Here is a 14,461-nt window from a genome sequence, read left to right as displayed (position 1 = left end):
ATGAAACTTCCCGACTTCGAGGCCTGGGCCGTGTTCGCCAAGGTGGCCGAGACCGGCTCGTTCGCCCGGGCCGCCAAGGACCTCAGCCTATCGAACGCCACGGTCTCCAAGGCGGTGTCGCGACTCGAGCAGCGACTGGGCGCCACCCTCTTCCACCGCACCTCGCGCCGGCTGTCCCTGACCGACAGCGGCCAGAGCTCGCTGGAGGCCGCCAGTCGGCTGCTGGCCGACGGCGAGAGCCTGGAGCTGGAAGCCTCGGCCCAGTCGGTCACGCCCAGGGGCCTGGTGCGGATGGCCGCGCCCATGTCGTTCGGGATCGCCCACCTGGGCCCTGCCCTGTCGGAGTTCTTCGCTCTCTATCCGGAGGTCTCGGTCGAACTCTCCCTGTCCGACCAGCTGATCGACATCGTCGAAGACGGCTTCGACCTGGCCCTGCGCATCTCGGCCCTGGAGGATTCGAGCCTGCTGGCCCGGCGGCTGTGTCCGGTGCGGGTGATGCTGGTCGGCTCGCCGGCCTATTTCGACAAGCACGGCCGGCCCGAGCATCCCAAGGATCTGGCCCGCCACCGCGCCCTCTTCTACACCGGCGGCCGCTCGCGCGACGCCTGGCGGTTCGAGCACAAGACCCAAGGCCAGTACGCCATCAGCGTGCCCGCGCCGCTGCGGGCCAACAACGCCGACGTCTTCCGCGCCCTGCTGCTGGACGGCCAGGCGCTCGCCATGCAGCCCGACTTCATGGCCTGGGACGACGTGGCCGCCGGCCGGCTGGAGCAGGTCCTGGCCGACTGGACCCCGCCGGCCATCGCCATGCACCTGGTCACCCCGCCCAATCCGATCCGCCCCGCCCGCGTGCGCGTGCTGATGGAGTTCCTGGCCGAGCGACTGGCCAAGGCCCCTTGGCTGGGATGAGGTCGGGACCGAAAACCTCGCCCTTCGACAAGCTCAGGGTGAGGTTTTCTACCGCAAGGCCGGTGAACTGGTCCTCATCCTGAGCTTGTCGAAGGACGAGGACCACGCACGACAAACGCCTCTGGCGCTCGCTGGCGACCGCTGCTAGGAAAGCCGTCCTCCGCTTCGGCCCCAACGCCGAACGCGCAGCGCGGGCGTGGTGAAACTGGTAGACGCGCCGGACTCAAAATCCGGTTCCGAAAGGAGTGTCGGTTCGACCCCGACCGCCCGCACCAACTCTTCCTGACAAAGATTTTCACCGTCGGACGGCGCGTCGGCGCCGCGAGCGCGCTCCAGCCTGGGCGCATCGCTTTATAGTTGCCTCCCTCGTCCTCGTGGCGAGGGCCCATGCCGGCGACAGCTCAGACCTTGGTCGTCCTTGAAAGGTCTGAGCGGCGGAACGATGGATCCTGGGCACAAGGCCCAGGAAGGCGATTGAATCACCTGCTCCCTAGGTGGTCTTCAGCCAGACCCTGACCCACCAGTCGGGCCGATCGTCCTCGGTCATCTCCGTGGTCCAGGCCAGCACATCGGGATGGGTGATCCAGAAGCCGTAGGGCGGCGCGTGGCCGTCGTTCTCGAAGCTCAGGTCGTGCGGCCGGTCCTGCGGCACGTCCGCGTTGGGCATCACCCAGTCGTCCGCGGGCGGAGGCTCCACGGCGTCGACGAAATGCAGGGCGGCCTGCAAAAGGCCGTTGCCCGAGTCGCTGGTCGCCACCTCGCGAGTCGCCGGATGGCGCTTGAGAAAGACGACCCCGGCCTCATTGGTCAGGACGATGGGCTTGAGAGCGGAAAGCGGCGTCGTGGTCATGGCCGCAAGCTAGGCGAGGCCGCCGGCCGACGCCAGGATTCGCGCGCGGGGCCGCGCACACGCGCCAAAGCGCGAGCCCTGCCCAGGCAAGGCTCGCGCCGGCTGAAATCTTCAGGTCAGGTCGCCGTAAGCGGCGGGCGTCTCAGTCGCCCGAAAGCGCGTCGAGATCTTCCTCGGCCGTCTGCGGGCCGTCCCGTCTTCCACGATAGAGAATGATGCCGCCCCACACGATGACGCTGAGCGCCAATACGATCAGCGCCGGCCATTGAGCCATCTGCATTTTGTTTCCACCCTGTTTTTTGACGATGCAATCACAGGTTCGCGGACGGCGCTACTCAGTTTGGGAAAATGGGTACGATTTGGCGGATCGGCGTTACGCGCGAAGATCCTCCCCCCTCTGGGGGAGGTGGCCCGGAGGGCCGGAGGGGGAAGCGCCGCGCCAACACCCCCTCAGTCGCTCCGCGGCAGCTCCCCCAAGGGGGGAGCATCTATCAGCCCCCTACCCCGCCGACCGCAGCGGCTCGGCCTCGCCGCGCTCGGCCGCCAGATACCCCGCCACCGCCTCGCGCGGCATCGGCCGGGCGAACAGGAAGCCCTGCACCACGCGGCAGCCCAGCGGCTGCAGCAGCACCAGCTGCTCTGGCGCCTCGACGCCCTCGACCACGCAGTCGAGGCCGAGGTTGCGGCAGAGATCGAGGATGGTCTTGACGATGGCCCGGCGCTTGTCGGCCGCCTCCAGCCCGCGCATGAAGCTGCCGTCGATCTTCAGCTTGTCGATCGGCAGGCGGTGCACGTAGCTGAGGCTGGAATAGCCGGCCCCGAAGTCGTCCAGCGCGATGCGCACGCCCAGCGCCTTCAGGCTGGCCAGCGAGCGGGCGGCCTGGTCGAAGTCGCGCATCACCGCCGTCTCGGTGATTTCCAGGTCGATGCGCTCGGGCGCGACGCCGCTCTCCTGGATGATCGCCACGATGCGGGCGATCTGCTCGGGCGAGGCGATGTCGCGGACCGACAGGTTGAACGACAGCCGCACGTCGTCGGGCCAGGTCACAGCCGCCTTCAGGGCCCACGACAGCAGCACCGGCGACATCGCCGCGATCAGGCCCGAGCGCTCGGCCACCGGCACGAAGTCCCCGGGCGAAACCACGCCCAGGGTCGGGCTGGTCCAGCGGGCCAGGGCCTCGAAGCCGACGGTGCGCTCGCTCTTGATGTCGACCAGAGGCTGGAAGGCCAGGCTGAACTCGGCGTCCATGTCGGCGTGGCGCAGGGCCTGCTCGATAAGCCCCGAGGCCTTGATCGCCGTCTCGTGGTCGGCCGAGAACACCACCGCTGCGCCGCGCACGTTCTGCTTGGCGTGATAGAGGGCATAGTCGGCGCGCTCGTACAGCAGGTTCGGCGCCGCGGCCGCCTGCGGATAGACCGCAAAGCCCACCGAGCCGGAGACCTGGGCCGTGACGCCGGGAAAGCAGTAGGGCTCGCGCAAGGCCGCGCAGAGATCCGCGCCCAGGGCTTGCAGGGCCTGCGCGTCGAGGTCGGCCTCGATAATCAGGCCGTACTCGTCGCCGCCCAGCCGGGCCACGAACAGCGGCTGGCCATGGTCGCGGCTCAGGCGGTCGCCGGCCTCGATCAGAACCTTGTCGCCCACCGCGTGGCCGTAGGCGTCGTTGACCGGCTTGAAGCCGTCCAGGTCGATCACCCCGACGGCGAACCGTGCGCCCGAGACGGCCGCCGCGTCGGTCACCCTTTGCAGCCGGGCGAAGAACTGGCGGCGGTTGGGCAGGCCGGTCAGGACGTCGAGATTGGCCAGGCGCAGATAGTCGTCGCTGAGGCTCTGGATCTCGGCCTGGCGCTCCTCCAGGCCGCGCCAGGATTCCACCAGCCGGGAGAAGTCGCGATAGGCGATCAGCAGGATGACCAGCATGGCCACCGCCACCAGGGCCATGTTGAAACCGATGGCCGCCAGCACCGGCTTGCCGCTGGCGATCAGGAAGACGGTGATCGGCCCCACGACGATCCCGGTCAGCAGGAAGGCGGCCGCCCGCATGTGCATCAGGCAGAAGACGCAGCCGATGGCGGTGATGGCCATGTAGAACACGACGTGCGACTGGGCGAAGGCGTCGCCGTAGGGAAACAGGCTGAACGCCCACAGCGTGAAGCCCGCCCCGAGAATGCCCGCGAACACCATGGTCTGGCGCAGCAGGCGTTCGGCCCCGGCCGTATCGATCGCCGTCCGGCGCGCCCGCCACCAGATCACCAGCCGCGCCAGGCTGACCACCGCCAGCAGACCAGGAAAGCCCAGGGTCAGCACCGGCGGCGAGCTGTGCAGGTGGGTGGCCGACAGCGCGATCGTGTTGACCAGCACAAGCGCGTACATCATCGGCACCTGGCGCGAGAAGGCGCGCACCTGGGCCCTCAGCAGCTCGGGGGTCGACGGAACGGGTCTGGGCCAGGGGAATCGGATCATCGAGCGGTCGCGTTGATTGTCGCTCCGTCGTGCGCCCCGCATATTTAAGGCTTGGTGATCAGCCACTTGCGCCCGGTGTGGCGCGATGTCGCGGCCGCGAGGCGGGGCCCCAATTCAGCCCCCCAGCCATTTCAGCCGACCTTCCCCGCCTTCGCGGGGAAAGACGGTTTTGGGGCGGGCAGGCGAACGAGCGCGATCCGCCTACAGCCGCCGGTAACCCGCCACCCGCCGGGCCCAGACAGCGTGGTCGTCGATCGCCGCATCGTCCGGCAGGCCGGGGACCAGCGACTCGGCCTCCAGCAGCCAGCGGCTGGCGTCGGCGTAGCGGTCGGCGCGGCCAAAGCGCACCACGTCGTCGACCATCGCCCGCAGCAGCACGGTGGCGGCCAGCGGATAGCGGTGCTCGAGCAGCCGCGCGGCGGGCTCCAGCACCTCGGGCCGGTCGCCGTGCAGGGCCGGACCGCGCTCCATGACCAGCCGCGAGGCCTCGATCGCCGAAGGCCAGGCGGTCAGGAAGGCCAGCGCCTTGAACGGGTCGGGATAGGTCTGGGCGTAGACCAGGGCCTGCTCCTCGGCCTCGACGTCCTCGAAATCGGGCAACCCCTTGAGGAAGGCGCGCAGGGCGTCGACCGACAGGGTGGCCTTGAAGCTCGCCCAGCGCATGGCCTGGGCCTCCAGGGTCTCGCCGGACGCTTCGAGGGCGGCGATGCGGGCCTCGCTCCAGGCGACGGCGCCGGGATCGGCCTGCTCGGCCAGGCTCGGCCCCGGCGCGGAATGATCCAAGGCGGCCAGGGCCTGAGCCACCTGGCCGACGGCCAGATAGCGGCGGGCGATCTGCGCGCCGATCGGCGGCAGCACCTGCTGCGAGGCGGTGAACAGGCCGGCGAAGCCCTCGACGTCGCCTTCCAGGTCGGCCAGCACCTGGGCGGCGGCCCGCAGGCGCGGATCGGGACGGCGCTGGGCCGCCAGGCGCTCGCGCACCTTGCCCCGCAGCACGGCCACGGCGTCGTCGGCCAGGGCGGGCGCGGCGGCGCGCAGCAAATCGACCGACAGCTTGGTCGAGGCGCTCTCGACGAAGGCCAGCAGGGAGTCGGCCAGGTAGCGGCTGTCCAGCGTCAGGGCCTGGGGCGACAGCCGCGCGACGTCGGCCACGGCTTGGTCGAATACGGCCGCAAGCTCGCCCTTGGGATCCTTGATCCGCCCTTCCAGGTCTTCGGAAACCCGCACCAGCCGCACCAGCACCGGCACGGCGATGTTGGGGTCCAGTTCGCCCAGCTTGCCGCCGGCGGCGGCCCGATGGGCGTCCAGATCGCGGACGAAATCCTTGAACTTGCGCCAGTTGATGCGCGCGCCGCTGCCGGCGATGGCGTCGATGCGCTTGTCGATCTCGGCGGCCAGATCGGCCGCCCCCACCTCGCCCAGCAGGGCCAGCTTCAGGCGGCGCTTGATCGAGGCATGGCCGTCGGCGACCTCGATCAGCAGCGCCGCCAGGGCCTCGGGCCCCAGATGCGCGAGATTGGCCGCGTTGACCGACTTGCGCGGCGCGGCCTTCTTGACGGCCTTGGGCTTGGGTTCGGCCAACCGCCCTCTCCTAGTGCGCCGCCTTCTTGCGCGGAATGAAGTGCAGCACGCCGGCGATGATCCCGCCGACAACCAGGCCGACGATGGCCGAGCCGATCGCCATGGCCAGCCAGCCCGTGACCGGACCAATGGCCGGGACCTGGCCGGCCCAGTGCTGCACCCCCTCGACCCAGCCCGGAATGGGCGTCAGGTGGAAGTGGTGCAGGCCGTGCACGATGATGCCGCCGCCGACCCACAGCATGGCCGCCGTGCCGATATAGGCCAGGCTGCTCATGGCCACGGGCATGGCTTTCACCAGGCCGCGGCCGAACTTCCGGGTCGGGGCGCGCGGGCTCTTGGCCATGTGCAGGCCGATGTCGTCCATCTTCACGATCAGGGCGACCACGCCATAGACCAGGATGGTGATGACCACGCCGACCAGGGCCAGGGCGGCGGCCTGGATCGCCAGCGGCTTGTCGCTGACGTCGGCCAGGGCGATGGCCATGATCTCGGCCGACAGGATCAGGTCGGTGCGGATGGCGCCGGCGACCTTCTGCTTTTCCAGCTCGGGGCCGCTCAGCGCCAGTTCGTCGGTCGCGACCTCGTCCCCGTGGGGGACGAACATCTCGATGATCTTCTCGGTGGCCTCGAAGGCCAGGTAGGCGCCGCCCAGCATCAGGATCGGCGTCACGGCCCAGGGCGCGAAGGCGCTGAGCGCCAGGGCGCCGGGCAGCAGGAACAACAGCTTGTTGCGCAGCGAGCCGACGGCGATCTTGGCGACGATCGGCAGCTCGCGGTCGGGCGTGAAGCCCATGGCGTAGCCCGGGGTCACCGCGGCGTCGTCGACGACCACGCCCACGGCCTTGGTGCCCGCCTTGCCTGCGGCGGCGCCGATGTCGTCGACCGAGGCGGCGGCGATCTTGGCGATGCCGGCGACGTCATCCAGAAGCGCGACGAGACCCGAGGGCATGGAAGGACCTTGCGTGGATTCGGCCGCCCCACGCGGCCGGGTAAGAGCGCCCTGCGTAAGGGCTCGCCGCTCGCGGGTAAAGGGCGCGAGCGGCGATCGGGGGAGGAACCATGGCGCCTAGTCCCGAAAGCCCGCGCCACGGTCGGTCTTCGCAAGCATCCACGCCGCCGCCAGCAGCACGACGACGCTCCATGGCAGCCCCACCGCACCGTGCTCACCCAGGATCAGGCCGCCGATCACGCCGCCGCCGGCGATCGCCAGGTTCCAGGCGGTGACGATCATCGATTGGGCAAGATCGGTCGCATCGCCGGCGACGCGGGCCGACGCGGTCTGGAACAGGGTGGCCGCCCCGCCGAACGCCGCGCCCCAGACGGCGATCGCCGCCAGGACCAGCCAGGCCTTTGCGCCGAACACGCCCAGCACCAGCGCCGCCGCCAAGAACAGCACGATGCTCGCCAGAGTCAGGGTTCGCAGGCGACGATCGACCTGCGCGCCGACCACCCAGATGCCGCCCAGCGCCACGACGCCGAACAGCAGCAGGCCCGCGTCCACGCGATCGCCCAGTCCCGCTCTCTGCAACAGCGGCGCGATGTAGGTGTAGAGCACGTTGTGGGCCAGGACGAAGGCCAGGGTCACGGCCAGGATGGTCTTGAGGCCCGGCAGGGCGATGACGTCCTTGAGAGTCTTGCGGCGCGCGCCCGCCTGCCCCGGAAAGTCGGGAACGCCCCAGGCCACCCAGCCGACCAGCAGAAGACTGAGGCCGCTCATCATCATGAACACCGCGCGCCAGCCGATCACCGAGCCCAGCAGGGTGCCGGCCGGAATGCCGATCGCCAGGGCCAGGGGCGTGCCGACCATGGCCACCGCTATGGCCCGGCCGCGCAGGGCCTCCGGCGCCATGCGGCCCGCATAGCCGGCCAGCAGCGCCCAGACCAGTCCGGCGAACACGCCCGAGGCCAGGCGCGCCGCCAGCGTCAGGACGTAGCTGTGCGAAAGGGCCGTCACCGCGTTGGTGACCAGGAAGCCGCCGACCGCCAGCATCAGCAGCGGGCGCCGGCGCCATGTCCGCGTGGCCGCCGTCAGCGGAATGGCCGCGACCAGCGAGCCAACCGCATAGGCCGTCACCAGCTGGCCGGCCATGGCCTGCGACACCGCCAGATCCGCGCCGATATCGGGCAGCAGTCCGGCCGGCAGGGCCTCGGTCAGTATGGTCAGGAACCCCGCCGTCGCCAGGGCCGAAAGGCTCCAGAGCGGCAACGCCGCCCTGCGCCCTTCCATCACCGCCTCGCTCACGCGGCCTGCTCGACGCGCGGCAGGATCAGGTCGGTGACGCGATAGGTGTGGAACTCGCTGGTCGAGACCTCGTCCAGCCGGCGGAACTTCTCGACGAACACGGGGTCGGAGAAGAACTCGCCGACATTGCCCTCGTCGGCGATGGCCTCGATGTTCACCACCGTCAGCCCGTCGGTGCTCTTGGCCAGGTTGCTCCACAGGAAGCCCGGCTTGGCCGAGGCCAGGCGAACCACGTCCTGGATGATGGCGAAGGCCTCGTCCTGCAGGCCTGGCCGGGCGTGGATGACGTTGACGATGAAGACGGTCGGCGCAGGCGCGGCGCTGAAGGCGGGCGAGATCATTGTGCAAGGTCCGGATAGGCGGCCCGATCGGCCGCGCCCCGGACAGTGGCCGCGAGACAATCAGCGAAAAACAGGCCACACCTTCATTCAATCCGGACACAAAAGTCCGCAATGGATCTCGCCATGGACAGCCTGGGCGCTCTCAATGTCTTCGTTCGGGTCACCGAAACCCGCAGCTTCACCGGCGCCGCCGGTCGTCTCGGCGTCTCGCCATCGGCGGTCGGCAAGGCCATCGCGCGGCTCGAGGCCCAGCTTGGAACGCGCCTCTTCCACCGCAGCACGCGGTCGGTGGCTTTGACGGCCGAGGGCGGCCTGCTGCTGGACCGCTGCCGGCGGATCTTCGCCGAGATCGATGCGCTGACGGGCGAGCTTTCGGCCTCGCAGGAGGCGCCGCGCGGCCGGCTGCGCGTCAGCTTTCCGCTGGTGGGCATGCTGCTGATGCCCACCCTGTCGGCGTTCATGCGGGCCTATCCCGAGATCGAGCTCGACCTGGATTTCACCGACCGCATCGTCGACGTCATCGAGGAGGGCTTCGACGCCGTCGTCCGCACGGGCGAGGTCTCCGATTCCCGCCTGATGACCCGCTCGCTCGGTTCGTTCGAGCACCGGGTGGTGGGTTCGCCCGGCTATTTCGAGCGTCACGGAACGCCCCGAACGCCCGAGGATCTCGCGGCCCACGCCTGCCTCCAGCACCGCTATCCCTCGACCGGCAAGCTGGAACGCTGGCCGCTCTATCGCGGCGAGGTCTTCGTCGGCGACGGCCTGCCGTCGGCCGTGACCGCCAGCACGCTGGAGCCCCTGATCTACATGGCCGAACAGGGACAGGGCGTCACCTGCGTGCCGCTGTTCTCGGTGCGCGCGCAGCTGGCCTCGGGGGCCCTGGTCTGCGTGCTCGAGCCCTTCCTGAAGAGCACGGGGATGTTCCGCGTCGTCTGGCCGTCCAACCGGCTGCTGACGCCCAAGGTCCGCGCCCTGGTCGACTTTCTCGCGTCGGAGCTGATGATCGCCGACTAGGACCGCCCCAGCCGCTTGCGGTTGGCCCGCACCTTGGCGCGATAGTGCTTCACCACCGCCCGCGTCGCCGCGTCGGGCGCCTGCGGCAGGCCGCCGGACCAGAACTTCAGGCCGATGTCGGCGGCGGCGGCCATCTTCTCGGTGGTCATGCGCACCGCCTCGGCCTGCGCCTTCGCCCCGCCGCCGGCCAGGACCATGGTCCGAAGGCCGATGACCGTCGACGCCTCCAGGCCCAGCGCCCAGGCGTCCAGCATCGTCGAGGGCCAATCTTCCTTGCGGCGCGCCATGGCGGATCTCCCTTGCCAGCAAAGGGATCGCGCGAGGCCTCGCCCCGGTTCCGCAACGGATGCGACATCGACGAACTCGACGGAACAAAATAAGAACTATAGTCTGTGCGGATGGCCGTTCTCGATATCCGCCGCAAGCTCGCCATCCTCGCCGACGCCGCCAAGTACGACGCTTCCTGCGCCTCCTCGGGGGGCGAGAAGCGCGACTCCGTCGGCGGCAAGGGCGTCGGCTCCACCGAGGGCATGGGCATCTGCCACGCCTACGCGCCGGACGGACGCTGCATCAGCCTGCTGAAGATCCTGCTGACCAACTTCTGCATCTACGACTGCGCCTACTGCATCAACCGGGTGTCGTCGAACACGCCGAGGGCGCGGTTCTCGGTGAAGGAAGTCGTCGACCTCACCCTCAACTTCTACAAGCGCAACTACATCGAGGGCCTGTTCCTGTCGTCGGGCGTCATCCAGAGCGGCGACTACACGATGGAGGAGATGGTCCGGATCGCCAAGTCCCTGCGGCTGGACCACGACTTCCGCGGCTACATCCACCTGAAACTCATCCCGGAAGCCTCGCCGGAACTGGCGACGCAGGCCGGGCTCTATGCCGACCGGGTGTCGATCAACATCGAACTGCCGCGCGACGACAGCCTGAAGTCCCTGGCCCCCGAGAAGGACGTCGGCGACATCAAGCGGGCCATGGGCCGCATGCGGCTGGCGATCGAGGACAAGGCCGAACCGGCCCGCAAGGCGCCCCGCAAGAGCTTCGCCCGCAGCCAGTCGACCCAGCTGATCGTCGGCGCCGACGCGGCCAAGGACGGCGACATCCTGGCCCGCAGCGCCTCGCTGTACGGCGCCTATCGCCTCAGCCGCGTCTACTATTCGGCCTTCAGCCCGATCCCGGACGCCAGCCACCGCCTGCCCTCGGCCCGCCCACCGCTGCTGCGCGAACACCGCCTCTACCAGGCCGACTGGCTGATGCGGTTCTACGGCTTCGCCCAGCCCGAGATCATCGGACAGGGCGAGGATCTGGACCTGTCGGTCGATCCCAAGACCGCGTGGGCCCTGCGAAACCGCGAGCAGTTCCCGGTCGACGTCAACCTGGCCGACCGCGAGACCCTGCTGCGCGTGCCGGGCCTGGGCGCCAAGGCCGTCGACCGCATCCTCCTGGCCCGCAGGCAGGCGCGCCTCACGATCGACGACCTCAAGCGCGTCGGCGCCGTGGTCAAGCGCGCCAGGGCCTTCGTCGTCGCCGAGGGCTGGACGCCCGGCGCGCAGACCGACGGCGAGCACCTGAAGACCCGCCTCGTCGAACCCGCCCAGCTGAGCCTGTTCTGATGCGGGTGGTGCGGCTCTCCTCGGAGATCGACTTCGACGGCTGGCGTGTCGCGGCGCGCGACCTGCGGGCCGAGGGCGTCTCGCCCGAAGCCGTCATCTGGACCACCGAACGCGACCTCTTCTCCCCTCCCCCCTGCGGGGAGGGGTCAGGGGGTGGGGGTGTGGGCGCGGAGATGGCCGTTTCAGAGCCAGCTCCCCCACCCCACCCCCTCCCGGCAAGGGGGAGGGGCTTTACGGTTCCACCCGCCTTCGTCGACCTCGCCCGCTCCGTGGTGCTGCACCGCTCCGGCGAGCGTTTCGCCCTGCTCTATCGGCTGCTGTGGCGTCTGGAGCGCGAGCCCCGGCTGATCGACAATCCGGCCGATGCCGACGTCGCCAGGGCGCGCGACATGGAAAAGGCCATCTCCCGGGCGATCCACAAGATGCACGCCTTCGTGCGCTTTCGCCTGGTCGAGACCGAGCCCGAGACCTACGCCGCCTGGTTCGAACCGGCCCATCGCGTCACCGAGGCCGCCGCGCCGTTCTTCGCCCGCCGCTTCACCAACATGACCTGGACGATCCTGACGCCCGACGCCTGCGTGGCCTGGGACGGCGCGAGCCTGAAGGTGTCGGACGGCGCCGATCCGGCCGACGCCCCGTCCGAAGACGCCCAGGAGGAGCTTTGGCGCACCTACTACGCCTCGATCTTCAACCCCGCCCGGCTGAACGAGAAGATGATGCGCCAGGAGATGCCCAAGCGGTACTGGCGCAACCTGCCCGAGGCGCGGCTCATTCCAAAGCTGGTCGAGACCGCCCAGGCGCGCGCCGCCGCCATGGTCGCCGCCGCGCCCTCCCCCGCGCCCGACCGCGTGCTGAAGGCCGCCCTGCGCCACGCTCGCGACGGATCCTACAACGGCGACCTGCCGACCAGCCTCGACGAGGTCGCCGCCGCCGTCCAGCTCTGCCGCCGCTGCGACCTCTGGCGCAACTGCACCCAGGCCGTGCCGGGCCAGGGCGCGGCCCACGCCCCGCTGATGTTCGTCGGCGAGCAGCCCGGCGACCAGGAAGACCTGGCCGGCCTGCCCTTCGTCGGCCCCGCCGGCCAGGTGTTCGACGCGGCGCTGAAAGAGGCCGGCGCGCCGCGCGAGCGCGCCTTCGTCACCAACGCCGTCAAGCACTTCAAGCACGAGCCGCGCGGCAAGCGGCGCATCCACAAGACCCCCGATCGCGGCGAGGTGCAGGCCTGCCGCTGGTGGCTGGAGGCCGAGCGGCGGCTGGTGCGTCCCCGCGTGATCGTGGCGCTGGGCGCGACGGCGGCCCTGGCGGTGACGGGCAAGGCCACGCCCGTCGCCGCCAATCGGGGCAAGGCGCTGCAACGGCCCGATCAAGGCAATGGCCAGGTCCAACTGGTCGTCACCTATCACCCGTCGTTCCTGCTGCGGCTGCCGGACGCCGAGGCCCGCGACCGGGCCCGAGCCGAATTCGTCGACGACCTGCGCCTTGCGGGCGAGCTTGCGAAACTGATCGACTGAAGCGAGCAAAGCCGCCCACCCGGCGAGCGCTCCGCGCAAAAAATCTGCTCAATCTTTCGGCGACGCTCGTTCGCACGCAATCCCTTGCCCCGCCTCGTAATACTTGGCGCGGGAACGAGGCGCATAAGCCCTCCCCGCCGCCCGGGGCGCTCCATCGCCTCTTGCCACGACGGCGCTGCCGGGGTTGGTTCCCGGCCGGGGAAGAGGGCGATGACAGCAGACGACGAAGAGCGGCGCGCCTGGTTCCGGAGGGAGATCCTGCCCCTGGAGCCCAGGCTTCTGGCCTATGCGCGCAAGTTCTGCCGCGACGGCGAGACCGATCCGGAGGATCTGGTCCACGACGCCTTCACCCGCGTGATCGCCTGCAAGACCTGGCGCGAGATCACCAACCCGGCCGCCTTCGCCTCGCGCACCCTGCGCAACGTGGCCTTCGACGGCCTGCGCCGCCGCAAGGTGCTGACCATCACCGCCGTCGCCGACTTCGAGCTGATCGGCGGCATGGACGAGACGCCCGGCCCCGAAGCCACCCTGGTGTCACGCGACGAGCTGCGCCAGCTCCGCGAGGCGATATCGGAACTGCCGACACAATGTCGGCGTGTATTCACCCTTCGGAAAGTTTATAGCCTGTCGCCGGGCGAGATAGCGGTCCGCATGGGTCTGTCCGTCTCAACAGTCGAGAAGCACCTGATCAAGGGGCTTCGCTATTGTTCCGAAAAGCTGGGCCGCGCGGGCGCGACCCAGTCAGTGCGTATCGACGAAGGGCGTTCATGGGCCGGGAAGCGGGATCGCGACGCGAAGCGGTGAGAGCGGCCGCCGCCGAATGGGCGGTGCGGCTGTCCGATCCCGCCTGCGCGGCTGATACGCGCGCGGCCTTCGAGGCCTGGCGCGCCGAGAGCTTCGAGAACGAGGCCGCGTTCGAGCGCGCCCACGCCGCCTGGGAGCGGACCGAGCGGCTGCGCGCCTTCAAGCCGGGCCTTGCGAAACCCGACGCCGACCTGTTCGCGCCGGAAGAGGCCCCGCGCCGCGCCTTCGACCGCCGCTCGCCCTGGACGCTGATGGCCGCAGTCGCCGCCATATCCGGCGTGGTCGGAACCGGCGTGATGACCGCCACCGCCTCGACCGCCTACGCCACCGACATCGGCGAGCGCCGCGTCGTGGTGCTGGCCGACAACAGCCGCATCGAGCTCAACACCGACAGCAAGGTCGTGGTGCGTTATCGCGGCGGCGTGCGCGAGGTGAAGCTGGTCAAGGGCGAGGCCCTGTTCGAGGCCGCGGCCGACAGGCGCCCCTTCGTGGTCAAGGCCCGCGACTCCCGCATCGAAACCACCGGCGGCGAGCTTTCCGTCCGCCTGGGCGCAGAAAACGCCGCCGTCACCGTGCGTCGCGGCGCGGTCGAAGTGGAGCCCGATGGCAAGGGGCCGGCGAAGGAAACGAAGATCGCGGCCGGCACGGCCATGGTCTACGGTCCCACGGGCAGCCACGCCCAGCCGCTGTCGGACGCCGAGATCGAGCGGGCCCTGGCCTGGCGCCAGGGCGCCATCGCGCTGAACGGCCAGTCGCTGAGCCAGGCCGTGGCCGAATTCAACCGCTACAACCGGCGCAAGGTGCGGATCTCCGACCCGTCGATCGCCGACCTGCGCCTGGCCGGCTACTTCCAGAGCACCGAACCCATGGCCTTCGTCACCGCCGTCACCCACACCTTCCCGGTGCGGGCCAGCGAAGGCGAGGACGGCGTGATCCGCCTGGCCCGGAAGGGGTAAGCCAATAGATCCTCCCCCTCTGGGGGAGGTGGCCCGGAGGGCCGGAGGGGGGCGTTTTCAGGTTTTGAGATTGTTGGACCTTTTCCCGTAAAATCCCCGCGAAAGCGGGGACCCAGGTGTTTTATCGTCGAGCGCCGCGGGTTTCAGAAAAAGCCTGGGTCCCCGCTTTCGCG

The 14,461-nt window shown here is 69.9% G+C and carries 14 protein-coding genes and 1 tRNA gene; 7 read left to right on the top strand and 8 right to left on the bottom strand.

Translation table 11 applies throughout. From position 1 onward, the window contains the following. The gene (locus tag ACODR1_RS06530; RefSeq protein WP_488879727.1) at positions 1-909 is read left to right on the top strand and encodes a LysR family transcriptional regulator; all 909 of its coding nucleotides are present in this window, start codon (positions 1-3) and stop codon (positions 907-909) included. A gap of 190 nt (positions 910-1,099) precedes the next feature. Beyond that, a tRNA-Leu gene (locus ACODR1_RS06525) sits at positions 1,100-1,184 on the top strand. Between the two features lie 215 nt (positions 1,185-1,399). On the opposite strand, the gene ACODR1_RS06520 is transcribed toward ACODR1_RS06525, so the two are convergent. The 7 genes from ACODR1_RS06520 to ACODR1_RS06490 all read right to left on the bottom strand — a co-directional run bounded on the left by ACODR1_RS06520 (position 1,400) and on the right by ACODR1_RS06490 (position 8,384). After that, on the bottom strand, positions 1,400-1,759 hold the full coding sequence (locus ACODR1_RS06520) for a hypothetical protein (RefSeq protein WP_488879726.1): 360 nt from the start codon (positions 1,757-1,759) through the stop codon (positions 1,400-1,402). Between the two features lie 142 nt (positions 1,760-1,901). Next, positions 1,902-2,039, bottom strand: a complete 138-nt coding sequence (locus ACODR1_RS06515; protein WP_488879725.1) for a hypothetical protein — start codon at positions 2,037-2,039, stop codon at positions 1,902-1,904. Positions 2,040-2,258: 219 nt separating this feature from the next. Then, positions 2,259-4,220, bottom strand: coding sequence for a putative bifunctional diguanylate cyclase/phosphodiesterase (locus ACODR1_RS06510; protein WP_488879724.1), 1,962 nt, complete (start codon positions 4,218-4,220; stop codon positions 2,259-2,261). Between the two features lie 201 nt (positions 4,221-4,421). After that, the gene (locus ACODR1_RS06505) at positions 4,422-5,801 is read right to left on the bottom strand and encodes a DUF6880 family protein (RefSeq protein WP_488879723.1); all 1,380 of its coding nucleotides are present in this window, start codon (positions 5,799-5,801) and stop codon (positions 4,422-4,424) included. Between the two features lie 10 nt (positions 5,802-5,811). After that, complete coding sequence (locus ACODR1_RS06500) at positions 5,812-6,750, bottom strand: DUF808 domain-containing protein (protein WP_488879722.1); 939 nt, start codon at positions 6,748-6,750, stop codon at positions 5,812-5,814. Between the two features lie 117 nt (positions 6,751-6,867). Beyond that, a complete protein-coding gene (locus ACODR1_RS06495; protein WP_488879721.1) occupies positions 6,868-8,043 on the bottom strand; it encodes an MFS transporter in 1,176 nt (391 codons plus the stop codon). Continuing rightward, positions 8,040-8,384: an antibiotic biosynthesis monooxygenase gene (locus ACODR1_RS06490; RefSeq protein WP_488879720.1), complete on the bottom strand. Its 345-nt coding sequence runs from the start codon at positions 8,382-8,384 to the stop codon at positions 8,040-8,042. Before ACODR1_RS06490 ends, ACODR1_RS06495 begins: the two co-directional genes overlap by 4 nt. 111 nt (positions 8,385-8,495) lie before the next feature. Here ACODR1_RS06490 and ACODR1_RS06485 point away from each other — a divergent pair, with 111 nt between their 5' ends. After that, positions 8,496-9,398, top strand: a complete 903-nt coding sequence (locus tag ACODR1_RS06485) for a LysR family transcriptional regulator (RefSeq protein ID WP_488879719.1) — start codon at positions 8,496-8,498, stop codon at positions 9,396-9,398. On the opposite strand, the gene ACODR1_RS06480 is transcribed toward ACODR1_RS06485, so the two are convergent. Continuing rightward, the gene (locus ACODR1_RS06480; protein ID WP_488879718.1) at positions 9,395-9,685 is read right to left on the bottom strand and encodes a hypothetical protein; all 291 of its coding nucleotides are present in this window, start codon (positions 9,683-9,685) and stop codon (positions 9,395-9,397) included. The genes ACODR1_RS06485 and ACODR1_RS06480 overlap by 4 nt on opposite strands. A gap of 111 nt (positions 9,686-9,796) precedes the next feature. Here ACODR1_RS06480 and ACODR1_RS06475 point away from each other — a divergent pair, with 111 nt between their 5' ends. From ACODR1_RS06475 to ACODR1_RS06460, 4 genes are all read left to right on the top strand, one after another. Further along, the gene (locus tag ACODR1_RS06475) at positions 9,797-11,017 is read left to right on the top strand and encodes a putative DNA modification/repair radical SAM protein (protein ID WP_488879717.1); all 1,221 of its coding nucleotides are present in this window, start codon (positions 9,797-9,799) and stop codon (positions 11,015-11,017) included. Continuing rightward, positions 11,017-12,528: a UdgX family uracil-DNA binding protein gene (locus ACODR1_RS06470; protein ID WP_488879716.1), complete on the top strand. Its 1,512-nt coding sequence runs from the start codon at positions 11,017-11,019 to the stop codon at positions 12,526-12,528. The genes ACODR1_RS06475 and ACODR1_RS06470 overlap by 1 nt, the downstream gene beginning before the upstream one ends. 210 nt (positions 12,529-12,738) lie before the next feature. Next, complete coding sequence (locus ACODR1_RS06465; RefSeq protein WP_488879715.1) at positions 12,739-13,332, top strand: RNA polymerase sigma factor; 594 nt, start codon at positions 12,739-12,741, stop codon at positions 13,330-13,332. After that, on the top strand, positions 13,296-14,288 hold the full coding sequence (locus tag ACODR1_RS06460; protein ID WP_488879714.1) for a FecR family protein: 993 nt from the start codon (positions 13,296-13,298) through the stop codon (positions 14,286-14,288). The genes ACODR1_RS06465 and ACODR1_RS06460 overlap by 37 nt, the downstream gene beginning before the upstream one ends. The last annotated feature ends 173 nt before the right edge of the window (positions 14,289-14,461 follow it).

The sequence above is a fragment of the Caulobacter sp. FG7 genome, assembly GCF_057808875.1.
Note: the sequence above shows the minus strand (reverse complement) of the source record. Positions and strands in the feature narration are given on the sequence as shown.